The sequence below is a fragment of the Kitasatospora sp. NPDC059577 genome (assembly GCF_042735475.1).
Classification (GTDB): domain Bacteria; phylum Actinomycetota; class Actinomycetes; order Streptomycetales; family Streptomycetaceae; genus Kitasatospora.
In genome coordinates this window covers 23507-44709 of record NZ_JBHWBZ010000065.1, presented here as the reverse complement: position 1 = coordinate 44709, position 21203 = coordinate 23507, and the positions used below count along the sequence as shown (strand labels likewise).

19 protein-coding genes and 1 riboswitch (1 of these 20 cut by a window edge) are annotated in these 21203 nt (G+C 74.9%); of the genes, 10 read left to right on the top strand and 9 right to left on the bottom strand.

The features are described from left to right. Positions 1–40 precede the first annotated feature (40 nt). Together ACFV0O_RS34730 and ACFV0O_RS34725 are read left to right on the top strand one after the other, a co-directional pair. The gene (locus tag ACFV0O_RS34730; protein WP_380347820.1) at positions 41–1213 is read left to right on the top strand and encodes an agmatine deiminase family protein; all 1173 of its coding nucleotides are present in this window, start codon (positions 41–43) and stop codon (positions 1211–1213) included. Further along, the gene (locus tag ACFV0O_RS34725) at positions 1210–2088 is read left to right on the top strand and encodes a DUF4436 family protein (RefSeq protein WP_380347818.1); all 879 of its coding nucleotides are present in this window, start codon (positions 1210–1212) and stop codon (positions 2086–2088) included. The genes ACFV0O_RS34730 and ACFV0O_RS34725 overlap by 4 nt, the downstream gene beginning before the upstream one ends. Positions 2089–2107: 19 nt before the next feature. On the opposite strand, the gene ACFV0O_RS34720 is transcribed toward ACFV0O_RS34725, so the two are convergent. Next, the gene (locus ACFV0O_RS34720; RefSeq protein ID WP_380347816.1) at positions 2108–2761 is read right to left on the bottom strand and encodes a TetR/AcrR family transcriptional regulator; all 654 of its coding nucleotides are present in this window, start codon (positions 2759–2761) and stop codon (positions 2108–2110) included. Between the two features lie 142 nt (positions 2762–2903). Here ACFV0O_RS34720 and ACFV0O_RS34715 point away from each other — a divergent pair, with 142 nt between their 5' ends. Beyond that, entirely contained in the window at positions 2904–4085 is a 1182-nt protein-coding gene (locus ACFV0O_RS34715; protein ID WP_380347814.1) for an agmatine/peptidylarginine deiminase, read from the top strand. Between the two features lie 256 nt (positions 4086–4341). Here the strand turns inward: ACFV0O_RS34715 and ACFV0O_RS34710 are convergent, their stop codons facing one another. The 3 genes from ACFV0O_RS34710 to ACFV0O_RS34700 all read right to left on the bottom strand — a co-directional run bounded on the left by ACFV0O_RS34710 (position 4342) and on the right by ACFV0O_RS34700 (position 7466). Next, entirely contained in the window at positions 4342–5502 is a 1161-nt protein-coding gene (locus ACFV0O_RS34710; RefSeq protein WP_380347812.1) for an agmatine/peptidylarginine deiminase, read from the bottom strand. Between the two features lie 99 nt (positions 5503–5601). After that, positions 5602–6639: an agmatine/peptidylarginine deiminase gene (locus tag ACFV0O_RS34705; RefSeq protein WP_380347810.1), complete on the bottom strand. Its 1038-nt coding sequence runs from the start codon at positions 6637–6639 to the stop codon at positions 5602–5604. A gap of 248 nt (positions 6640–6887) precedes the next feature. Beyond that, on the bottom strand, positions 6888–7466 hold the full coding sequence (locus ACFV0O_RS34700) for a TetR/AcrR family transcriptional regulator (protein WP_380347808.1): 579 nt from the start codon (positions 7464–7466) through the stop codon (positions 6888–6890). Positions 7467–7622: 156 nt separating this feature from the next. Between ACFV0O_RS34700 and ACFV0O_RS34695 the strand changes: the two genes are divergently transcribed. Next, entirely contained in the window at positions 7623–9419 is a 1797-nt protein-coding gene (locus ACFV0O_RS34695) for an acyl-CoA dehydrogenase (protein ID WP_380347806.1), read from the top strand. Between the two features lie 155 nt (positions 9420–9574). Here the strand turns inward: ACFV0O_RS34695 and ACFV0O_RS34690 are convergent, their stop codons facing one another. Further along, positions 9575–10948 (bottom strand): MFS transporter, encoded by a 1374-nt coding sequence (locus ACFV0O_RS34690; RefSeq protein ID WP_380347804.1) that lies wholly within the window; start codon positions 10946–10948, stop codon positions 9575–9577. Positions 10949–11108: 160 nt separating this feature from the next. Then, the gene (locus tag ACFV0O_RS34685) at positions 11109–11462 is read right to left on the bottom strand and encodes an ArsR/SmtB family transcription factor (RefSeq protein WP_380347802.1); all 354 of its coding nucleotides are present in this window, start codon (positions 11460–11462) and stop codon (positions 11109–11111) included. Between the two features lie 162 nt (positions 11463–11624). Between ACFV0O_RS34685 and ACFV0O_RS34680 the strand changes: the two genes are divergently transcribed. After that, a complete protein-coding gene (locus ACFV0O_RS34680) occupies positions 11625–12608 on the top strand; it encodes an aldo/keto reductase (RefSeq protein ID WP_380347800.1) in 984 nt (327 codons plus the stop codon). Between the two features lie 179 nt (positions 12609–12787). Continuing rightward, positions 12788–13609, top strand: coding sequence for an SDR family oxidoreductase (locus ACFV0O_RS34675; RefSeq protein WP_380347798.1), 822 nt, complete (start codon positions 12788–12790; stop codon positions 13607–13609). Positions 13610–13652: 43 nt separating this feature from the next. Here the strand turns inward: ACFV0O_RS34675 and ACFV0O_RS34670 are convergent, their stop codons facing one another. Both ACFV0O_RS34670 and ACFV0O_RS34665 read right to left on the bottom strand, forming a co-directional pair. Next, on the bottom strand, positions 13653–14513 hold the full coding sequence (locus ACFV0O_RS34670) for a transcriptional regulator (RefSeq protein WP_380347796.1): 861 nt from the start codon (positions 14511–14513) through the stop codon (positions 13653–13655). Positions 14514–14664: 151 nt separating this feature from the next. Next, entirely contained in the window at positions 14665–15156 is a 492-nt protein-coding gene (locus ACFV0O_RS34665) for a hypothetical protein (protein WP_380347793.1), read from the bottom strand. A gap of 170 nt (positions 15157–15326) precedes the next feature. After that, positions 15327–15469: riboswitch (SAM riboswitch) on the top strand. 198 nt (positions 15470–15667) lie between these two features. On the opposite strand from ACFV0O_RS34665, the gene ACFV0O_RS34660 reads away from it, so the two are divergent. After that, positions 15668–16381, top strand: coding sequence for an IclR family transcriptional regulator (locus ACFV0O_RS34660; protein ID WP_380347791.1), 714 nt, complete (start codon positions 15668–15670; stop codon positions 16379–16381). 131 nt (positions 16382–16512) lie between these two features. Here ACFV0O_RS34660 and ACFV0O_RS34655 read toward each other — a convergent pair whose 3' ends face one another. Next, on the bottom strand, positions 16513–17766 hold the full coding sequence (locus ACFV0O_RS34655; protein WP_360256462.1) for a threonine/serine exporter family protein: 1254 nt from the start codon (positions 17764–17766) through the stop codon (positions 16513–16515). 460 nt (positions 17767–18226) lie between these two features. Here ACFV0O_RS34655 and ACFV0O_RS34650 point away from each other — a divergent pair, with 460 nt between their 5' ends. From ACFV0O_RS34650 to ACFV0O_RS34640, 3 genes are all read left to right on the top strand, one after another. Continuing rightward, positions 18227–19525: a helix-turn-helix domain-containing protein gene (locus ACFV0O_RS34650; protein WP_380347788.1), complete on the top strand. Its 1299-nt coding sequence runs from the start codon at positions 18227–18229 to the stop codon at positions 19523–19525. A gap of 314 nt (positions 19526–19839) precedes the next feature. Next, positions 19840–20232: a cobalamin B12-binding domain-containing protein gene (locus ACFV0O_RS34645; RefSeq protein ID WP_380347838.1), complete on the top strand. Its 393-nt coding sequence runs from the start codon at positions 19840–19842 to the stop codon at positions 20230–20232. Beyond that, positions 20229–21203, top strand: partial view of a methylaspartate mutase gene (locus ACFV0O_RS34640; RefSeq protein ID WP_380347786.1) — the 5' portion only. The gene runs 495 nt beyond the window's last position; the window shows 975 of its 1470 coding nt (coding positions 1–975); its start codon is at positions 20229–20231; the stop codon falls past the right edge of the window. Before ACFV0O_RS34645 ends, ACFV0O_RS34640 begins: the two co-directional genes overlap by 4 nt.

The window sequence follows — 21203 nt, the reverse complement described above, 5'->3', positions numbered from 1 at the left end:
CTGCGGAGCCGAACCCGACACTTACCCGGATCGAGGCCCCATGGCTCACCCCCGGCCGTCCCGCCGCTCGCTCCTGCAGTCCGGGGCCGCGCTCGCCGCACTGGCCCTGGCCGGTGGCTGTTCCTCCGACAGCGGTGCGCAGGAGCAACCCGGCCCCGGTGCCACGGCCTCGGGCACGGCCCCGTCCGGCAGCCCGGCGGCCGCCGGGCGGGCCATGCCCGCCGAGTCCGCGCCGCACACCCGCACCTTCATGGCCTGGCCCGCGCTGGAGGAGGTGTGGGGCGACCAACTGCCCGGCGTCCGCCAGGACATCGCGGGCCTGGCCCGGGTCGTCGCCGGCTTCGAGCCGGTCGTCCTGCTGGCCCGCCCCGACCAGGCCGACGAGGCCCGGCAGGCCTGCGGCTCCTCGGTCGAGGTGCTCGACCTGATGGTCGACGACCTGTGGGCCCGGGACACCGGGCCCACCTTCGTCACCGGCCCGCAGGGGCTCGCCGGGGTCGACTTCGACTTCAACGGCTGGGGCAACAAGCAGACCCACGCCAACGACAGCCAGGTCGCCCGCAACGTCCTCGCCCACTACGGCATCACCCGCATCCAGGCGCCGGTCACCGGCGAGGGCGGCGGCATCGAGGTGGACGGCGAGGGCACCCTGATGGCCACCGAGAGCTCCTGGGTCAACGACAACCGCAACCCCGGGAAGAGCCGCGACCGGATCGAGGCGAGCTTCAAGGAACTGCTGGGCGTCGAGAAGGTGATCTGGTTCCGGGGCGTCGCCGGGCAGGACATCACCGACTGCCACGTCGACGCCCTCGCCCGCTTCGCCGAACCCGGCACCGTCGTCCTGCACCGCCCCGCCGCCGACACCCCGCCGGACGTCTGGACCACCGCCTCCGCGCAGGCGCTGCAGGTGCTCGGGTCCGCGACCGACGCCAAAGGCCGCACGCTCAAGGTGGTCGACCTCCCCGAGCCCGATTTCGACCTGATCCAGGGGGCCGGCAAGAACTTCCTCGCCACCTACATCAACTACTACGTCTGCAACGGCGGCGTCATCGTCCCGCGCTTCGGCGACCAGGCCGCCGACGACCGCGCGGCCGGCATCATCGGCGACCTCCACCCGGGCCGCAAGGTCACCCAGGTCGACATCAACCACATCGCCTCGGGCGGCGGCGGCATCCACTGCGCCACCCAGCAGCAGCCGGGCACCGGGGCGTGAGCGCGTCGCGGTGGCGCGGGAACCGCTTCCTCGTCGCGCTGCTGACGGTGGCGATGCTGTGCTCGGCCGGCGTCGCGCTGTACCTGAACGAGCGCAACACCCGGCAGCAGCCCCACGAACTGGCCCTGCCCAGCGCCGGTGACTGGATCGAACTGGACGTCACCGCCCAGGACATCGACCCCGGGACGGGCGAACTCACGATCTTCGTCGTGCCGGTGCCGCACGGCGGCCTCGCCGCGGGCCCGGACTCCACCGCGTTCAGCCGACAGGTCGTGATCACCGTCCAGGCGGCGACCCGCACCGAACTGCGGGCGGCGCCGGGGGAGGCCGCGACGCCCCAGGCCGTGTCGGCCGACTTCTACAACGGCACCCTGACCGACTACCCCTTCGACCGCCACCACTTCGCGGTGTCGTTCGCGGCGTCGGACACCAGCGGCGGCGTGCCCGTCGGCCTGGTCGTCGCGAACGCCGATCCGTTCTTCGTGGTCCACCCGACCAGCACCCCGAGCGCCTCCGGGGCGACCGTCCTGGAGGGCGCGGTCACCCGGGCGCGCAGCACCTTCATCCTGGCCTGGTTCATGATCGCGGCCATGTGGGCGCTCGCCCTGGCGGTGATGGCCGGCGCCGAGGTGCTCTACCGGGGGCGGCAGGGGATGGTGTGGCCCTCGCTCGGGTGGATGGCGGCGACCCTGTTCGCGCTCATCGGCATGCGCAACGCCGCGCCCGGCTCGCCGCCGATCGGTTCGCTCATCGACTACGTGTCCTTCTTCTGGGCCGAGGGCATCATCGCGGCGTGCCTGACGTTCACCGTCGTGGCTTCCAGCCGCGTCGAGCGCCGCAAACGCGCGGAGGCCGCGGCCGGTCCCGGAGCGTGACGGGGGTTGTCCCGGCCGGTCAGACGGCCTCGGCGACGACGGCGGAGGTCAGCGAGTCCAGCAGGGTCCGCAGCACCCGTTCGTCGTCCACCGTTCCGTCGAGCGACCCGATGGCGGCGAGGCCGTCCACGGCGGCGGCGAAGGCCTCGCCGAGCGGAACCGGGTCGGCGTCCCCGCCGCGCTCCTCGACCAGGCAGCGGAACAGGCGCACGAAGGAGGCGCGCCACCGCGCGTACTCGGCCTCCAGGCCGGCCCGGACGCGTTCGTCGTTGAGGGCGAGCCAGTGCAGGGCCGCGTGCAGCCGGGCCAGGTCGGGGCTCTCGGGCCGGGTGAGCAGTGCCAGGACCCGCTCGGCGCGCTCGGCGTAGCCGCCCGGGCCGGCGACGGCCTCCTCCAGCGGGGTGATCCACTCGGGCCGGATGTCCGCCACGACCGCGACGATCAGGTCGGTGCGGTCCGCGAAGTGGTAGTGGCACATCCCGTGCGAGACCCCGCAGAGCGCGGCCACGTTGCGGGTGGTGAACCGCCCGGCGCCGTCGCCGGCGAGCAGGGTGCGGGCGGCGGCGATGAGCCGGGCCCTGGTCTGCTCGCCCTTGGCGGAAGCGCGTGCCCGGCCGGTGCCGCCGGGGCCGGTGGCCGTTCGCGGGGCTGCGCCCGTCGCCTGTGTCGCCATGGCCGCCACTGTAACGACTGCGGGAGCCCGGCAGGGGCGCATCGGCACCGATACTTGCGCAATGTATTGACCGAGCGCTTGGCCAGTTTTACCTTTTCGGTCAACTGCTGCACCGGCAGCGGACTTTGATGTGGAGGCAGTGATGGAGGACAGCTCCAGACCCCAGCCGACCCGCGACGGCGGGCTCGACCGACGCCGGTTCCTGGCGGCCGCCGGGCTCACCGTGGCCGGAACCGCGCTGACCGCCGCCGGCGGTCGGGCGCAGGCACAGGCGGCGCAACCCCGCAACGGCACCGCAGGCCCGGCCGTGGCCGCCGGCTACCGCGTGCCGCTGGACACCGCCCGGCACACCCGGACCTGGATGGCCTGGCCGGACAGCACCACCATCTGGCGGAACAAGCTCGGCGGCGTCCAGTCGAACATCGCGCTCATCGCGAAGACCATCGCCAAGTACGAGCCGGTGACCATGTGCGCCAACCCGGCGAGCGTGGCCAAGGCGCGGTCGATGTGCGGCTCGGCCGTCACCGTCATCGGGGACATCCCGGTCGACGACTGCTGGATGCGCGACACCGGCCCGGTCTTCCGCACCGACGGCGCCGGCGGCCTCGACACCTTCGGCCTCAACTTCAACGGCTGGGGCAACCACCAGAACCCGCACGGCAACGACGCCCTGGTCGCCCAACGGGTCGCCGGCTACCTCGGCCTGCCGTTCACCGCCGCCGGGCTGGTCGCCGAGGGCGGCGCCGTCGAGACCGACGCCGCGGGAACGCTGATGGCCACCCGCAGCAGCATCATCAACGCCAACCGCAACCCCGGTATGTCCCAGGCCGCGATCGAGAGCGCCCTGTGCGCGGCCTTCGGCGCCACCAAGGTGATCTGGTTCACCGGCATCACGGGCCAGGACATCACCGACGACCACGTGGACGCCACCTCGCGCTTCGTCGGCGCCGGCACGGCCGTGGTCCAGATGCCGCTCGCGAGCGACACCGACGTCTGGGCCCAGGACGAGCGCCAGCAGTACCGAACCCTGACGACCTCCACCAGCGCCCAGGGCACCCCGTTCGCGGTCGGCCGGATCCAGGGGCCCGACTACAACCTCATCCGCTCGACCGACCCCAACTTCGTCGGCTCCTACGCCAACTACTACCTGTGCAACAACGCGGTGATCTCCGCGCAGTTCGGGGACACCCGGGCTGACAGCGCCGCCAGGACCGCCCTCGCCCGGCTGTTCCCCGGCCGCACCGTCGAGCAACTGAACATCGACTACCTCGGGGCCGGCGGCGGCGGCATCCACTGCGTCACCCAGCAGCAGCCCGCCGGGTGAGTCCGGCGGGGCCGGGGGCCGGGCCCCCCCCCCCCCCCGCCCCCCCCCCCCGCCCCGGCCCCCGGCCCGCCCCCCCCCCCCCCCCCCCCCCCCCCCCCCCCCCCCCCCCCCCCGGGGCGGGCGGGGGCGGAACCCCAGCGTACCCCCCGCCCCCGCCCGCGGGGTGGGTCGGGGGGGGCGGGGTCCGGCCCCCCCCCCGCCCCCGGCCCCCCACGGCGGCCGGCCCCGGGAGCGACTCCGGGACCGGCCCGTCCGGTCAGCCCAGGGCGGGGATGTCGTGCGTGGCGCAGTGGATGCCGCCGCCGCCCGCCGCGATCGCGTCGATCTTCACCGGGACGATCTCGCGGCCCGGGAAGTACTGCTTCATGATCTGCTGGGCCCGCTCGTCGGCGCGGGCGTCGCCGAACTTCGGCAGGTAGACGCCCTTCGTGCCGATGTAGAAGTTCATGTACGAGGAGACGAAGGCGTCGCCGCGCCCGGTGATCCTGTCAGGGTCGGGCTGCTGCAGCTCCACTACCTGCAGCTTCTTGCCCGTCGCGTCGGTGGCGTCCTTGAGGACGGAGCGGGCCTGGTCGGCCGAGCGGGACCAGACGTCCGGCGGGGTGCCCGGGAAGGCCTGGTCCAGCAGGACCACGCCGGGGGCGACGAAGCGGGTCAGGCAGTCGACGTGGGCGTCGGTGATGTCCTTGCCCTTGACGCCCGCCAGCCAGATCACCTTGGTCACGCCGAGGACCTTCTTCAGCTCGGCCTCGACCTGGTCCCGGCTCATGCCCGGGTTGCGGTTGTCGTTGACGACGGAGCTCTCGGTCACCATCAGGGTGCCCTGGCCGTCGGTCTCGAACGAGCCGCCCTCGGCGACCAGCCGGGTCTCGATCCGCTCGACGCCGTACTTCGCCAGCACCGTCCGGGCGACCTTGGAGTCGTTGCCGCGCTGCTGCTTGCCGCCCCAGCCGTTGAAGTTGAAGTCGACGCCCTTGACCCTGCCGCCCTCCTCGACGAACACCGGCAGGGTGTCGCGGGCCCACAGGTCGTCGACGGCGATCGGCACGACCTCGACGGCCGAGCCGCAGGCCTTCTGCGCGGCGTCCTTCTGCTCGGGGCGGGCCATCAGCACGACCGGCTCGCGGGCGGCGATGGCCTGGGCCAGGCCGGCCACGTCCCGGCGGACGTCCGCGAGCTGGTCGCCCCAGACGTTCTCGGACGCCGGCCAGGACATCACCGTGCGCAGATGCTTGTCCCACTCGGCGCCGAAGCGGCGCGGGCCCGGGGTGCCGCCGGGCTGCGGCGGCACGGGGTTGTCGATGTCCTCGACGCCCGTGGGGTCGCAGGCCGTGAGGCCGAGGGTGAGGGCGCCGACACCGAGGCCGACACCGGCCAGGGAGCGCATCAGGGTACGGCGGGACGGGGCGTTGGTCATGCGGGAACTCCGGCTGCTGGTCTGGGCGGTGGACGGCGTGGACGGCGTGGGCGGTGTGGGCGGTGTGGGCGGTGCGGGCGGTACGTGCGCGGGCGCCGGCTAGGGCAGCGGCTCGTGCATGGTCGAGCAGTGGATGCCGCCGCCACCGGTCATCAGGCGGTCGACGTCGATCTGCACCACCCGGCGGCCGGGGAAGGCCGAGGCGAGCGCGTCCCGGGCGGCGGCGTCCTTGTACGCGTCGCCGAACTGGGCGGTGATCACACCGCCGTTGACGACGTGGAAGTTGAGGTAGGAGTCCACGAACTTGGAGCTGCGGGAGCGGACGGTGTCCGGGCCGTGCACGGGAATGACCTGCAGGCGGCGGCCCCGGGCGTCGGTCGCGGCGGACAGGATCGCGAACTGTTCGCGGGCGTCCCGCGCCCAGGCGTCGTTGCGGTCCGCCGGCGGCAGCTGCACCATCACCACGCCGGGGCGGACGAACCGGGAGGTGACGTCCACGTGGTCGTCGGTGATGTCCTGGCCCTTGATCCCGGGCAGCCAGATCATGGTGTCCGCGCCGTAGGCCTTCAGGACGGCCTCCTCGATCTCGTCGCGGCTCATGCCGCGGTTGCGGTTCTTGTTGACCAGGCTGCTCTCGGTGGCCATCACGGTGCCGTCGCCGTCGGTCTCGATCGCGCCGCCCTCGCCGACGAAGTCCGCGTAGGTGTGGCGCAGGCCGCGGCGGGTGGCGATGAGCTCGGCCGCCCGGGCGTCGTCGTGGTGGACCTGCTTGTTGCCCCAGCCGTTGAAGTTGAGGACCACGGCGTCCAGGCCGCCGTACCCGTCCCGGCGGAACACCGGCGCGATGTCGCGCATCCACAGGTCGTCGGTGGGGATCGCGGTGATCACCTCGACCCCGGCGCCGCACCAGGACCGGGCCTTGTTCGCGGTCCAGTCGTCGGGGGCGCACATGACCACCGGCTCGAACTCGGCGATCGTGCGGGCGATCAGGGCGATGTCCTCCTGGACACCGCCCAGGCGCAGGCCCCACACGCCCCGGCGGGAGGGCCAGGACATCCAGGTCCGCGCGTGCGGGACGTCGTCCGCCGGCACCCAGGGGTAGGCCTCGGTGGAGCGGTCATCGCGGTAGTGGGTCATGAGGGTCTCCAGATCGTGCGACGGTGCCAGGACGGGCGCGGGGTCGCCGACTCCACTCTTCGCGCCGACCTGCGGTGGCGCACCACGGGAGCGGGGCGGACGGAGGTGCCCTGCCTGCACATGCAGGCTCGCACTGACTGAAAAATCAGTCAAACTTGCGGGCGAGTCATGACGCATCCTTGACGGCGGTTGTGCGCGACGTGAAGCTTCCGTGCGGATCCGGGCGGATCCGGGCGGATCCGCACGGATCAGGAACCGAGCCGGACCACTTCGGCGTCGATGGCGTCGGCCAGCAGTGTCCGGGCGTGCGCCAGCGGCAGGCTGCCACTGAGCCAGCGCATGCTCAGGCCCTCCAGCAGCGCCGTCAGCCGCTCCGCCGCGCCGGCCAGCGCGACCGCCGAGGCCATCGGCCGGACGTCGCCGAGCAGCTCGGCGATCTCCTGCACCCAGGTCCGGGTGGCCCGCGCCAGGTCCTCGCGCAGGGTCTCGTCGAACACCGCGCTCGCCCGCAGCTCGCCCCAGGCGGTGCTGTTCTCCCGCACCTCGACGGTGTCCTGGAGCTCCAGCAGCAGGGTCTGCTCCAGCTCCTCGCGGGGCGTCAGCGGCGGGGCGTCCGGGGCGCGGTCGGTCGTGTAGCGCTCCGCCCGGTCGTTGATGAACTCCAGCGTCTGCCGGAGGATCCCGGTGCGGTCCTTGAAGTGGTAGTAGATGAGCGCGGTCGACACGCCCGCCTCGGCCGCGAGTTCCTCAACCCGCAGCCCGCGCACCCCGCGTCGGGCGATCACCCGTGCCGCGGCTTCCAGGATCGACGTTTTACGACTGGCCACGGTCCACCACCTTACCGGTGCGTACCGGCGAGATCCGACCCGCCGTCTGAGAATCGGGTCAGCCGCCCGGCCGGTGTGTCGGCGGTGCGCCGGGCGGGAAGGTCCCGGCTGCTCGTACGTCGACACCCCGGACCCCGGCCGATCGGACACCCGACCTTGGACTCCCTGCTGCTCTCCCGCCGTGACCTCGACTTCCTGCTGCACGACTGGCTGGACGTCTCCGCCCTGACCCGTCGCGCCCGCTACGCCGACCACGACCGGGACACCTTCGACGCCGTACTGGACCTCAGCGAGGCCATCGCCACCCGGCACTTCGCCCCGCACAACAAGAAGAGCGACGCCGAGGAACCCCGCTTCGACGGCGAGCGGGTCCACCTCATCCCCGAGATCGGCCGGGCCCTGCGGGCCTACGCCGAAGCCGGACTGGTCGGCGCCTCCATGGACCACGACATCGGCGGCCAGCAACTGCCCGTCGTGGTCGCCAACGCCTGCCGGGCCTGGTTCCAGGCCGCCAACATCGCCACCGCCTCCTACCCGCTGCTCACCGTCGGCAACGCCAACCTGCTGCTGGCGCACGGCAGCCGGGAGCAGATCGACACCTACGTGCGGCCCATGGTCGAGGGCCGCTTCTTCGGCACCATGTGCCTCTCCGAGCCCCAGGCCGGGTCCTCGCTCGCCGACATCACCACCCGGGCGGTGCCGGCGGCCGACGGCACGTACCGGATCACCGGCACCAAGACGTGGATCTCCGGCGGGGACCACGAGCTCAGCGAGAACATCGTCCACCTGGTGCTGGCCAAGATCCCCGGCGGTCCGCCCGGCGTGAAGGGCATCTCGCTGTTCGTCGTGCCCAAGTTCCTGGTCGGGCCGGACGGCGCGCCCGGGGAACGCAACGACGTGGTGCTCGCCGGCCTCAACCACAAGATGGGCTACCGCGGCACCACCAACACCCTGCTCAACTTCGGCGAGGGCCGGTACACCCCCGGCGGCGCCCCGGGCGCGGTGGGCCACCTGGTGGGCGAGGCCCACCACGGGCTCGCGTACATGTTCCACATGATGAACGAGGCCCGGATCGGCGTCGGCCAGGGCGCCACCGCGCTCGGCTACACCGGCTACCTGCACGCCCTCGACTACGCCCGCACCCGCCCGCAGGGCCGCCCGCTCGGCGCCAAGGACCCGGACGCCCCGCAGGTGCCGATCATCGAGCACGCGGACGTGCGCCGGATGCTGCTGGCGCAGAAGAGCTACGTCGAGGGCGCACTCGCCCTCGGCCTGTACTGCAGCCGGCTGCTCGACGAGGAGGCCACCGCCGAGCAGGAGGCCGACCGGTCCCGCGCCGAGCTGCTCCTCGACGTGCTGACGCCCATCGCCAAGAGCTGGCCGTCGCAGTGGTGCCTGGCCGCCAACGACCTCGCCATCCAGGTGCACGGCGGTTACGGCTACACCCGCGAGTACGACGTCGAGCAGTTCTACCGCGACAACCGGCTCAACGCGATCCACGAGGGCACCCACGGCATCCACGGCCTGGACCTGCTCGGCCGCAAGGTCGTGATGAACGGCGGGGCGGGGCTGCGGCTGCTCCTCGACACCCTCGCGGCGACCTCCGCGCGGGCCGCGGCGGCCGGCGGCGAGGCGGCCGGGTTCGCGGCCCGGCTGGACGCCGCCGCGGCCCGGATCGGGCGGACCACCGCCGCGCTGTGGGCGACCGGCGACCCGGCGGTCGCGCTGGCCAACGCCACCGTCTACCTGGAGGCGGTCGGCCACGTGGTGCTGGCCTGGATCTGGCTGGAGCAGTTCCTCGCGCTCGGCGCGGGCACCGACGCCTTCCGGGAGGGGAAGCGGCAGGCCGCCCGGTACTTCTTCCGGGTCGAACTGCCGCGCACCGGGCCGCAGTTCGACCTGCTCGACAGCCTCGACCGGACGGCCGAGGAGTGCCGGCCCGAGTGGTTCTGACGGCCCGGACAGGGGCGTCCGGAGCACCGCACCCGCCGTCCGGAGGGAGGGTCGGGCGCCCTCGTACCGGACGCCCTGTCGGTCGGGCCCGCCCGGGCGGTCGGCTGACGCCGACCCGTCGGGCCGATCCCGTCGGGCCGGCACCGGCCCCCGGGTCAGCCCGCCGTGGCGTGGGGGCGGCCCGCCGGGCGGGGCCAGGTGTGGTGGTGGCGGTCGATGACGTAGTGGTGGTCGTGCCGCCAGGCGCCGCCCGCGGTCGCGTGCGCGTCGGCGAGGTGCGGGTGGCCGGCGGGCAGGTCGGTGTGCAGGTGCTCCAGCTCCTCGGGGTCGCGGGCCGGCCACAGGGCGGCGGCGCCCGTCGCGGCGGCCAGGGCGACCCCGCCGAGGACGACCGCGGTGACGGGCAGTCCGGCGCCGGCGGCGAGCCATCCGGCGAGGGGGTAGGTGAGCAGCCAGCAGGCGTGCGACAGGGAGAACTGGGCGGCGAACGCGGCGGGCAGGTCGGCGTCGGCGGCCGAGCGGCGGATGAGGCGCCCGCCGGGGGTCAGCACGGCGGAGCTGCCGGCGCCGACGAGCGCCCAGGCGGCGAGCAGGGCCACCCACGTCCCGGTGCCGGTCGGGGCGGCGGAGATCGCGGTGACGGCCGCCAGGACGGCCGGCAGGGCGAAGGCGGCGGGCAGCATGACGGCGCGGTCGCCGACCCGGGCCAGCACGCGGGGCAGCAGGAGCGCGGTGAGCATCGAGCCGACGCCGTAGGCGCCGAGCGCGAGCGAGACGGCCCCGGCCGGGCGGTGGAAGTGGTCGCGGACGACGTTGACGGTGTCGACGAAGACGATCGCGCCGGCGGCCGCGACCGCGAGGTCCAGGGCGAGCAGGGCGCGCAGCCGGGGAGTGGCCCGGAACAGGCGGGCGCCCAGGGCGGCCCGGGCGTGGCCGCCGCCGGTGCGTTCGACCGGGGCGGGTTTGGGCAGGACGGCGGAGACGACCAGGGCGGCGGAGGCCAGGAACCCGACCGCAGTCCCGGCGAACAGCCAGTCGTACGAGACCGCCGACAGCAGCAGCGCGGCGAGCGCGGGACTGAACAGGGACTCCAGGTCGTAGGCCAGCCGGGACATCGACAGCGCGTCGGTGTAGTCACGCTCGGCGGGCAGCACGTCCGGGATGGTGGCCTGGAACGTCGGGGTGAAGGCGGCGGAGGCGGCCTGGAGCAGGAGGATCAGCACGTAGACCTGCCAGACCCGGTCGACGAACGGCAGGGCGAGCGCGACGCAGGCCCGGGTGAGGTCCATCGCGACCATCAGGGTCCGCCGGGGCAGCCGGCCGGCGAGCGCGCCGGCGACCGGGGCCACGGCGACGTAGGCGACCATCTTGATCGCCAGCGCGGTGCCGAGGACGGCGGAGGCGTCGTTGCCGGCGATCCGGTAGGCCAGCAGGGACAGCGCCACGGTGGCCAGGCCGGTGCCGACCAGGGCCACGGCCTGCGCGGTGAAGAGGTGGCGGTAGGTGCGGTTGCGCAGCACGGAGAGCATGGGCGTCGTCCCGGTGGGCCGTGGGGTGGTCAGCCCATCATAAAAACAAGTGCGTACCTGTGCACCTATTCGTCGAAACTCGGCCCCGGCCGTGCGGTGCGGTCGGCGCGTGCGCCGCCCGGGCGTGTGCCTGCCGGCGCGTGCGCCCCGCCGACGCGGGTCAGTCGTGCGGCGGCAGGTGGCCGATCTGGTGGTCGGCGACGTTCAGCGCCTCGTCGACGAGCCGGCGCAGGTGGCCGTGGCGCAGCGAGTAGACCACGCGCCGGCCCTCCTTGCGGGTGGCGACGAGGCCGGCCAGCCGGAGCTTGGCCAGGTGCTGGCTGACGGACGGCCGGGCGGCGCCGGTGGCCCCGGTCAGCGTGGTGACGTCCGCCTCGCCGCGGCCGAGTCGCTCCAGCAGGGCGAGCCGGGTCCGGTCGGCCAGCAGGGTCAGCACGGACGCGGCGACGTCCAGGCGCTCCTCGGCCCGCTGCTGCGAGCGATGCGCATCTGCTCGATCGGTGCCGGTGCTCATCCGCCCATCGTAGGGCGTTCCCGTGCGCACCTGCGCGCACATCCGCCCGTGGAGCCGCCGGGGCCGCTCCCGTCCGGCGGCGCCGCTCGCCCGGGTCCCGGACGGCGGCGGGGCGCACGCGCGGACCGGCCGCCGCGGCGATCGACGTGAGAGGCTCGTCCCATGGAACAGCGCGTACTCGGCCGCACCGGCCGGCCCGTCTCGATCGTCGGACTCGGAACCTGGCAGCTCGGCGCGGACTGGGGGGACGTCCGTGAGGAGGACGCCCTGGCCGTGCTGGAGGCCTCCGTGGAGTCGGGCGTCACGCTCTTCGACACCGCCGACGTCTACGGCGACGGGCGCAGCGAGCGGCTGATCGGCCGCTTCCTGAAGGACCGCCCGGACGCCGAGGTCTTCGTCGCCACCAAGTTCGGCCGCCGGGTCGAGCAGCGGCCCGAGCACTACCACCTCGCGAACTTCCGTGCCTGGGCGGACCGTTCACGGTCCAACCTGGGCGTGGAGCGGCTCGACCTGGTGCAGCTGCACTGCCCGCCGACGCCCGTCTACTCCTCGGACGAGGTCTTCGACGCGCTGGACACCCTGGTCGCGGAGGAGCGGATCGCCGCGTACGGGGTGAGCGTGGAGACCTGCGCGGAGGCGCTGACCGCGATCGCGCGCCCGGGCGTGGCGAGCGTGCAGATCATCCTCAACGCGTTCCGGCTCAAGCCGCTGGAGCGGGTGCTGCCCGCCGCCGAGGCGGCCGGCGTGGGGATCCTGGCCCGGGTGCCGCTGGCCTCGGGGCTGCTCTCGGGCCGCTACAGCGAACGCACCGTCTTCCCGGCGGACGACCACCGCACCTACAACCGCCACGGCGAGGCCTTCGACCAGGGCGAGACCTTCTCCGGGGTGGACTTCGCCACCGGCGTCGAGGCGGCCGCCGAGTTCGCCGCGCTCGCGCCGGAGGGCGCCACCGCCGCCCAGACGGCGCTGCGCTGGATCGTCCAGCAGCCGGGCGTGACGACGGTGATCCCCGGCGCCCGCAACGTGGCGCAGGCGCGGGCCAACGCGGCCGCCGCCGGCCTCGCGCCGCTGCCGCCGGCCACCCTGGCGGCGGTGCGGGAGCTGTACGACCGCCGGATCCGGCCGCAGGTGCACGACCGCTGGTGACGGCGGGGCGGGCGGTGCCCGGACGGCCGTGATCCCGGGGGCGGGGGGGGGGGGGTGGGCGCCCCCCCCCCCCCCCCCGCGTCCGTGCGCCCTGCGGAGGCCGTCCGCGTGCCTGGGCAGCCGCCCCCCGCTCTGGCACCGTGGCGCGGACGATTCCGGATCCGCGGAGGAGGCACCCCATGGCACGGCGCTGGCTGGTGACGGGCTGTTCGTCCGGACTGGGGCAGGCCCTGGCCGCCGCGGCGGCCGAGGCGGGGGACGAGGTGGTGGCCACCGCCCGCAAGCCCGCCGCCCTGGAGGACCTGCGACGGCGCCACGGCGGGCGGATCCTGCCGCTGGCACTGGACGTACGGGACGCCGAGCAGTGCCGCAACGCCGTCGCCGCCGCGGTGGACCGGCTCGGCGGCCTGGACGTCCTGGTCAACAACGCCGGCAACGGCGTGTTCGGCACCGTGGAGGAGGTCGGCGACGAGGAACTGCGCGACCAGCTGGAGACCCTGGTGGTCGGCCCCTGGCGGCTGGCCCGGCTCGTGCTGCCGGTGCTGCGCGCCCAGGGCAGCGGGCACGTCCTCAACGTCTCCTCGCTGGCCGGCCGGATGTCCTTCCCCGGCCTGGCCGCGTACGTCACCGGCAAGCACGCGCTGGAAGGCATGACGCAGGCCCTGGCCGCCGAGGCCGCGCCGTTCGGCATCCGGGTCGCCGCCCTGGAGCCCGCCGGCTACGCCACCCGCTACGGCACCTCGCTCACCGATGCCGCCGACCGCTCCGCGCTCTACCGGGACGCCACCGAGCCGATGCGCGAACAGCTGCGCGGGATGGCGCAGTTGCCGACGGTCAGCCGACCCGAGGACTTCGCCCGGGACGTCCTGCGGATCGTCGCCGCCGACACCCCGCTGCCGGTGCGCATCCCGGTCGGCGCCGGGAGCCTGGACTCCATCGCGGCCGCCGTGCACGCGGGTGCGGAGGAACTCGCCGCCGTCCGGGGCCTGTTGGACGGGTGACGCCGACCGCGGGCGTCGGGCGCCGCCGGAGCGGACGTGGACCCTAGCCCCGCTCGGCCGCGGGCGGGTCGAAGGCGCGGAAGAGCGAGAGGTCCGGTGCCTGCTCGCGGATCGCGGTCCACCGCTCCTGGAAGGCGTGCCGCAGGCGGGCGGGCGGCCAGGGGGAGGGCCGCAACTCCGGGGGGAGGAGCGGGTCGTGCTCCAGCGCGTGGCCGAACGCGTCGGCCAGGCGCAGTGCGGTGGCGACGAGTCCGGTGGAGCCGTGCGGGGTGCCGGTCGGGCCGCCGGCGGGGGCGTCCTCGACGGGGTGTCCGAGGGCGTCGGCGAGCGGGCCGTACGCGGCGAGGGTGTCGGCCGCGGGCCACAGGCGTTCCGCGGTGGTGGCCGGGTCGGAGAATCCCGGGCCGGTGAGGCGGGTGGCCTCCGCGGTGATGAGGTAGGTGTCGACGGTGGACCGCGAGGTCTCGTCGGTCAGTTCCCGTACGAGGTCGTGCGGGCTGACGTAGGTCCCGGGCGCGAGCGGGACGCCGCCGAGCCGGGTCAGCGCGGTGCGGAGCGCGTCGCGTTCGGCCCGGCGCTGCTCGGGGACGGAGAAGGCGTAGAGGCGCCAGAGTCCGTCCCAGGGGGCGAGTCCGGTGTCCTGCGCGTAGGCGAGGGCGACGAACCGGGCATCCGCGTCGGTGCGCAGCCGGCCCGCGTCGGTCAGGTGGAGGCGGCCCTTGCGGCCCCGCCCTTCCTGGCGCAGCACGCCCGCCGCCTCCAGCCGGCGGACGGCGAGCCGCACCGGCTGGTCCGCGAGGCCGGCCGCCGCGGCGACGTCGTAGACGTAGTCGAGCGAGGCGGTGCCCCGGGGGTCGAAGCAGGCTTCGACGACCGTGCGCGGCGCGGGCTTGTATTCGGGCACGGGAGTCCTCGGTTCGTGACGGCGCGTCCCCGGGCGGGGCGTGCGGCCACTGTGCCACACCGGGGCGGGCGCTCCCGCGGACCGCGGGCGGGGCGGCCGCCCCGGGTGCGGCGGCCGGTCCGACCGGCCCGGCGCCCCCGCCGACGCGGGGTCAGGCGCCCTCCCAGGGGTAGCCGTGGCGCCGGAAGGCGGAGGCGATCGCGGCCTTGCCGCCCTCGACGTCGTCGTCGAAGAGGACGCGCCCGACCGGCGACTCGATCCGCACCTTGCCGCCGTGGCGGAAGACCCCGCCGACCTGGTCACGGGTGATGACGCGGGTGTCGTCGCCCTCGGTGATCGTGATGTCCTCGTCCGAGATGCGCAGCGTGGCGCTGTGGTACGTGAGGAGGAGCCCGGCGACCAGGCCGGCGACGGCCAGCAGTACCGGCCGTCCGACGACCATCGCCGGGGAGTCGAAGGAGCCGAGGAACCGCACGGTGTCCGCGTACGGGATCGGGTGCCGGGCGGCGAACCCGAGGAGCCAGGGGACGGCGAAGCCGAGACCGGCTCCGGCCGCACCGCAGAAGGCCCAGACGACCAGCTTGGTGTCCAGCGGCATCCGGAGCTCGGTCGGGGTGGCCGGAGAGCCGGGATCGTTCTTCATGAATACGACCGTAGCAGATCCGATAGATATCGGCGGCCGATGGCCGGCACCGGCCGGGGGGCGGGTGCGCGCCACGGCGGGCGGCGCCCGGCGGTGCGGCGTGCCCGTCTCCCGTGCGCGGTGGGGGGAGGTTTGGCGAGCGGCCCGGGGAATCTTGTATGGTTCCTGGCGAATCATCCAGAGGGGTGGAGGGACCGGCCCTACGAAGCCCCGGCAGCTCCCCGGTCGACCCGGCGTCCGAAGTACGCGCCGTGCCGTCCGGGATCAGTGCCAACTCCGGCCTGCCGCCACTGTGGCGCGGGAAAGATGAGGAGACACGGTGCTCTCTGTGCTGTCCTTCGCCCGGGCGCTTCCCGCCCCGGCCCTTTCGCGTACCCGTCTCGTGCCCGGCGCAGGCAATCGGCCGACTTCTCCGGCCCGTCCTCGCTGACCACCCCCCCGCTCCCCGCGGGGAGCCTCCGTGAGCACGGCCCGCCCGCCGCTCACGGGATCTGAGACGGAGTACCCATCCATGCAGAACGCGAGCGGTGTCGGCGTGCTCGACAAGATCACCTCGATCCTCGGCACCCTGGAGGCCGGTCCCACCACCCTGGCCGGACTCGTCGCCGCCACCGGACTGGCGCGGCCCACCGCCCACCGGCTGGCCGTGGCACTCGAACACCACCGCCTGGTCACCAGGGACATGCAGGGCCGGTTCGTCCTCGGCCCCCGGCTCGGCGAGCTGTCGTCCGCGGCGGGGGAGGACCGCCTGCTGGCCGCCGCCGGCTCGGTCCTCACCCACCTGCGGGACATCACCGGCGAGAGCGCCCAGCTCTACCGCCGGCAGGGCGAGATCCGGATCTGCGTGGCCGCCGCCGAACGCCTCTCCGGCCTGCGCGACACCGTTCCGGTGGGCATCACCTTCCCCATGAAGGTCGGCTCCGCCGCACAGGTCCTGCTCGCCTGGGAGGAACCCGAGCGGCTCCACCGCGGCCTGCAGGGTGCCCGGTTCACCGCCACCGCGCTCAGCGGCGTACGGCGCCGCGGCTGGGCGCAGTCCATCGGCGAGCGCGAACTCGGCGTCGCCTCCGTCTCCGCGCCCGTCCGCGGACCGTCCAACCGGGTCGTGGCCGCCGTCTCCGTGTCCGGCCCGATCGAACGGCTCACCCGGCACCCGGGTGCGCAGCTCTCCCGGGCCGTCGTCGAGGCGGCCGACCGCCTCACCGAGGCCCTGTGCCATGCCTGACCGGGGCTCCCGGCCCCTTTTCGCGCCGGTCACGCCCGGCCGAACCGGGCCGCGCCGCGCCCCGCTTCGGCCGGTTCGGCCCGGTCGGGCCGCGGTCCGGGGCCCGGGCGCGGCCCCGGTTCGGCCCCGTTTCAGCCCCGGGGTTGCAGCACGGCGAGGGAGGGGCGGGGGATGCGGCCGATGACCGAGCCGATCAGGGTGCCGATCGACACCCCGAACAGCGCCGACACGGCCGCCAGCACGGCCTGCGCCCCGTTGCCGACCTCGATCTGGGCGGTGTTCAGCAGGCCGAAGGAGCCCGGCACCACGATCCAGAACGCCGGGAGGTAGAGCACCTGCCAGAGCGGACCGCCCGGCAGCCAGTGCACCAGGGTGGCCGCGCACGCGGCGGAGACCGCCCCGGCCAGGCCGCCGATCGCCGCGCCGTGCGCCATCCCCACCGTCACCTGGACGGTGGCGCTCACCGCGATCACCACGACGATCCACGGGACGGCCGAGGGCGGGGTGTGGACGTTGACCACCAGCCCGGCCACCGCGATCGCCAGCCCCAGCCCGATCACCCACCAACTCGGCTTCGCCACCTGGACGTTGGCCAGCGCCGAGGCCGGCATGCCGGTCGCGGTCGCGGCCGCGACCAGCCCCGCGAGGAACAGCGTCAGCTGCACCGCGCCGGACACCAGCCGGGCCGAACCCGCACTGGCCGCACCCGCGGCGATCTCCGACAGTCCGGTGACCAGCAGCCCGCCCGGCAGCAGGATCGCCAGCGTGGCCACGATCGTCCGCAGCGGGCCGTCCAGCAGCGAGGCCCGCGCGAGCGTCAGGACCAGCAGGGAGACCAGGAACCCGGCGGTGACGGGCAGCAGCGGCCGCAGGTACGGCATCCGCCGGGCGAGCACGGTCAGCCCCACCACGATCAGCGAGCCGAGCCCGGCCGCCAGCACGTTCGCCGCCGCCGGCTGCAGGAAGAGGCAGACGCCCACCCCGACCGGCAGCGCCCCGAGGTCCGCCACCCAGGTGGGCCAGTGGGCCGGCGCCCGCCGGATCCGGTCCAGTTCGGCCAGGGCCCGCGGCCCGTCGAGCTCACCGGCGCGCAGCCGGTGCACCAGGTGGAGGACGTCCGCCGTCTGCTCGAACCGCAGGGCGGCGCCCACCGGCTGGAACCTGGCGCCCTCGTCGGGGCCCAGGGCGACGAACAGCCCGTTGGTCAGGGCCGCGACCCGCACCTCCGGAGCGCCCGACGCCCGCCCCAGGCCGCGGAGTTCCTCCTCGACCTCGTGGACGGGAAGGCCGCCGCCCAGCAGGGCCTCGCCGAGGTCGAGCAGCAGGCGGCAGAGCGGGTCGGGCGGGGCGCCGTCGCCCCGGACCGATGGAGACTTGGTGGACATGGCAGGTATCGTCCCATCCCGCCCGCTTCGGTCCGCGTGTGCCCCGGTCTGATCGGTTCCCGCCGGGTCGGTCCCTGTCGCCGAACCCCGGCCCCGCCCTGCTGCCGCCCCGCCCGTGCCCGGCCGCCCGTACCCGCTGCCGTCGCCCCGCCTCGGGCGTCCCCGGCCGGGCCGCTGGTCGGTCGGACCCGCTCACGGGCGGTACCGGCGGTACTTCCGGCGGTCCGCCGAACGTGATGTGAGGCCCGCGTGAAGGTCGCGGGTGGGGCCGGTGATCGGCCGTTGATCGGACGTAGACGCCGAGCCTGGAGCATCGGGAACCGGAGGGAACCGGTTCGGAGGCCACAGCCTGACCACCGGGGCCAGTACGGCCGGACCACGGGCCGCGCGGGCACCCAGTGCTGCGGCCGCCGGACCGGACCTCCAGCGAGAGTCCGAACCACGGAAGGGCAGACGAGGCATGGACAGCGGGCAGTCGGTGCAAGCGGTGAGGACGGCGGCGGGCTTCGGCGAGCAGCTGCGGGTACGGCGCGAGCGGATCGGGCTGACCCAGCAGTGCCTGGCCGATCACGCCACCCTGAGCGTGCGGGCCATCCGGGACATGGAGAGCGGCCGGGTGCGCCGGCCCCGCAACGAGACCGTCCGGCTGCTGGCGGACGCGCTGCGGCTGGAGGGCCGCAGCCGCACGGACTTCGAGGAGGCCGCCCGCCGGCACCCGCTCGCCGACGAACCGGCGACGGTGCCGGCACCGGCCGCGCCGCCGGTGGCGCGCGGGGCGATCGTCGGCCGCGAGATGGAGACCGAGGTCCTGGTCGACGCCTTCGCCGTGCACGGGGACCGGCTGGTCTCGCTGGTCGGCCTCGGCGGGGTGGGCAAGACCCGGCTCGCCCTGGAGGTCGCCCGCCGGGTGCACCTGGCCGCCCGCTGGTCGGTGCGCTGGGTGGACTGCGGCGGCGGCCCGCACCCCTGGCGCGGCCTGCCGGACGGCCTCGCCCGGGACATCGGCGACCGGCCAACCCTGCTGGTGCTGGACGGCGCCGACAACGGGGTGGACGCCGGACAGCTGGACGCCCTGTTCCAGCACTGCCCCGGGCTGCGGGTGCTGATCACCGCCCGGGAGGCCCGGCCGCTGCCCGGCGGCCAAGTCATCCCGCTCGCTCCGCTGCCCGTCCCGGCCCCCGAACTCGACGCCGAACCGGAGGCGTTGGCGCAGGTCGGAGCCGTCCGGCTGCTGCTCTCGCACCTGAGCCGGCTGCGCCCCGGCTACACCCTGGAGCGCTCCGAGGCACCCGCCGTCGCCGAGCTCTGCCGCCACCTGGACGGCCTGCCGGGCGCCTTGGAGCGCGCGGCGGGCTGGGCGCTGGTGCAGTCCACCGGCCAGCTGGTCGCCCGGCTGGCGGCCGTCCCGTTCACCCTGGCCGCACCGCCGCTGGTGTTCGGCGCGCGCGGCGACGTCCGTGACGAGGTGGAGCCGGCGATCCGACGGCTGACGGACCGTCAGCGGCAGCTGCTGGAGGTCCTCGTGGACGAACCGGGGGACTGGTCCGGGGAGGACGCGGTGGTCCGCACCGGCTGGGCGCTGCAGACCTGCCTGGCGACGGTGCACGAGTTGCTGTCGCGCGGGCTGATCCGCAGCGTGCCCGCCCGGGACGGCGTGCGGTTCACGGTGCTCAACCTGTGCCGGCGCCTCGTCCGGGAGGAGCCGGGGCTCCGGCTGGCCCCGGCCGGGGACGTGCCGCTGCTCGCCGTCGCGGGCTGACGGCGCGGGCCGACGGACGCCCGGGCGTGGACGTGGGGGCGTGGGCGTGGGGGCGGTGGCGCGGCGCCGTGAGCCGACGGCAGGCCCCGGCGGGCCGTCGATTCTGCCGCATTGTGCCGCAGGAGCTGCCGCTTGCCCGGCCCGATCGTTCCTAACGTTCTCCGTGGGCCGGGCCGCCGCGGAACACGCGCCGGAATCCCCGGTCCGCCGGCCCGGGCGTCGGCGGAAATCCATCGACGATCTCTACCGATGAGGGCTGAGTTGTGCAGCACGGAAATGCCGAACCCGGCGGGCTGGACGTCGTCGTGACGACGATGGCCTCGGACTCGCACACCTGGAACCTGGTGTTCCTGCAACTCCTGCTGGAGGAGATGGGCCACCGGGTGACGAACCTGGGCGCCTGCGTCCCGGATGCGCTGCTGCTCGCCGAATGCCGGCGGATCGTGCCGGACCTGATCGTGATCAGCAGCGTCAACGGGCACGGCCACCAGGAGGGCCTGCGGGTGATCCCGTCCCTGCGCGCCTGCCCGGAACTACGGCGCACGCCGACCGTCATCGGCGGCAAGCTCGGCATCGCCGGGGCCGACGACCCCGACCGTGAGCGGACGCTGCTGGCGGCCGGCTTCGACGCCGTCTTCGAGGAGGGCGCCTCGGTGGACCCGTTCCGCGAATTCGTCGACGGGCTGCGCTCCCGGGTCCTGCTGTGACCGGCTTCGGCGCGTTCGTGGCGCAGGCCGCGGAGGCCGGTGCCCTGGTGGTGCAGCCCCGGATGGGGATGGCGGAGGCGGCCCGGATGCGGGACGGCCTGCTCGCCACCCGGGGGGCGGCCGCCGTCACCGTCGGCACCATCACCCTGGACAGCTACACCCGCACCGGAGACCTCGGCGCGGCGCGGCGAGCCCTGGCCGTCGGGGCCGGCCTCAACGGCTACCCGATCGCCACCCACCCGGTCGAGGTCACCCGGGCGGTCCTGGACGGGGTGGCGGACGCCGGCTTCCCGGTACAGGTCCGGCACGGTTCGGCCGCACCGGAACGGATCTTCGAGGCGCTGCTGGCGGCCGGACTCGACGCCACCGAGGGCGGGCCGGTCTCCTACTGCCTGCCGTACGGCCGCACCCCGCTCCACGAGGCGGTGGCCTGCTGGCGGCGCAGCTGCGAACTCCTCGCCTCCATCCGCGCGTTCGGGGCGGAACCGCACCTGGAGACGTTCGGCGGCTGCATGATGGGCCAGCTCTGCCCGCCCTCGCTGCTGATCGCCATCAGCGTGCTGGAGGCGATGTTCTTCCGTCAGCACGGGCTGCGCAGCATCTCGCTCAGCTACGCCCAGCAGACCAGCGCCCACCAGGACGAGGAGGCCCTGGCCGCGCTCGGCCGGATCGCGGACGAGCTGCTCGCGGACATCGACCGGCACCTGGTGGTGTACGCGTACATGGGCGTCTACCCGCGCTCGCCCGCCGGTGCGCGGCTGCTGCTGGAGGACGCGGCGCGGCTCGCCGTGCGCGGCGGTGCCGCCCGGCTGATCGTCAAGACCACGGCCGAGGCGCACCGCATCCCGACGGTCGCCGAGAACGTCCGGGCCCTGGAGGCGGGGCCCCGCGCCCCCCCCCCCCCCCCCCCCCCCCCCCCCCCCCCCCGCCCCCCCCCCCCCCCCGGCCCCCCCCCCCCCCCCCCCCCCCAC

Coding starts and splice junctions, on each gene's coding strand:
- ACFV0O_RS34730 (WP_380347820.1), top strand. CDS start 41: ATGGCTCACCCCCGGCCGTCCCGCCGCTCGCTCCTGCAGTCCGGGGCC.
- ACFV0O_RS34720 (WP_380347816.1), bottom strand. CDS start 2,761: ATGGCGACACAGGCGACGGGCGCAGCCCCGCGAACGGCCACCGGCCCC.
- ACFV0O_RS34715 (WP_380347814.1), top strand. CDS start 2,904: ATGGAGGACAGCTCCAGACCCCAGCCGACCCGCGACGGCGGGCTCGAC.
- ACFV0O_RS34710 (WP_380347812.1), bottom strand. CDS start 5,502: ATGACCAACGCCCCGTCCCGCCGTACCCTGATGCGCTCCCTGGCCGGT.
- ACFV0O_RS34705 (WP_380347810.1), bottom strand. CDS start 6,639: ATGACCCACTACCGCGATGACCGCTCCACCGAGGCCTACCCCTGGGTG.
- ACFV0O_RS34690 (WP_380347804.1), bottom strand. CDS start 10,948: ATGCTCTCCGTGCTGCGCAACCGCACCTACCGCCACCTCTTCACCGCG.
- ACFV0O_RS34685 (WP_380347802.1), bottom strand. CDS start 11,462: ATGAGCACCGGCACCGATCGAGCAGATGCGCATCGCTCGCAGCAGCGG.
- ACFV0O_RS34680 (WP_380347800.1), top strand. CDS start 11,625: ATGGAACAGCGCGTACTCGGCCGCACCGGCCGGCCCGTCTCGATCGTC.
- ACFV0O_RS34675 (WP_380347798.1), top strand. CDS start 12,788: ATGGCACGGCGCTGGCTGGTGACGGGCTGTTCGTCCGGACTGGGGCAG.
- ACFV0O_RS34665 (WP_380347793.1), bottom strand. CDS start 15,156: ATGAAGAACGATCCCGGCTCTCCGGCCACCCCGACCGAGCTCCGGATG.
- ACFV0O_RS34660 (WP_380347791.1), top strand. CDS start 15,668: ATGCAGAACGCGAGCGGTGTCGGCGTGCTCGACAAGATCACCTCGATC.
- ACFV0O_RS34655 (WP_360256462.1), bottom strand. CDS start 17,766: ATGTCCACCAAGTCTCCATCGGTCCGGGGCGACGGCGCCCCGCCCGAC.
- ACFV0O_RS34650 (WP_380347788.1), top strand. CDS start 18,227: ATGGACAGCGGGCAGTCGGTGCAAGCGGTGAGGACGGCGGCGGGCTTC.
- ACFV0O_RS34645 (WP_380347838.1), top strand. CDS start 19,840: ATGGCCTCGGACTCGCACACCTGGAACCTGGTGTTCCTGCAACTCCTG.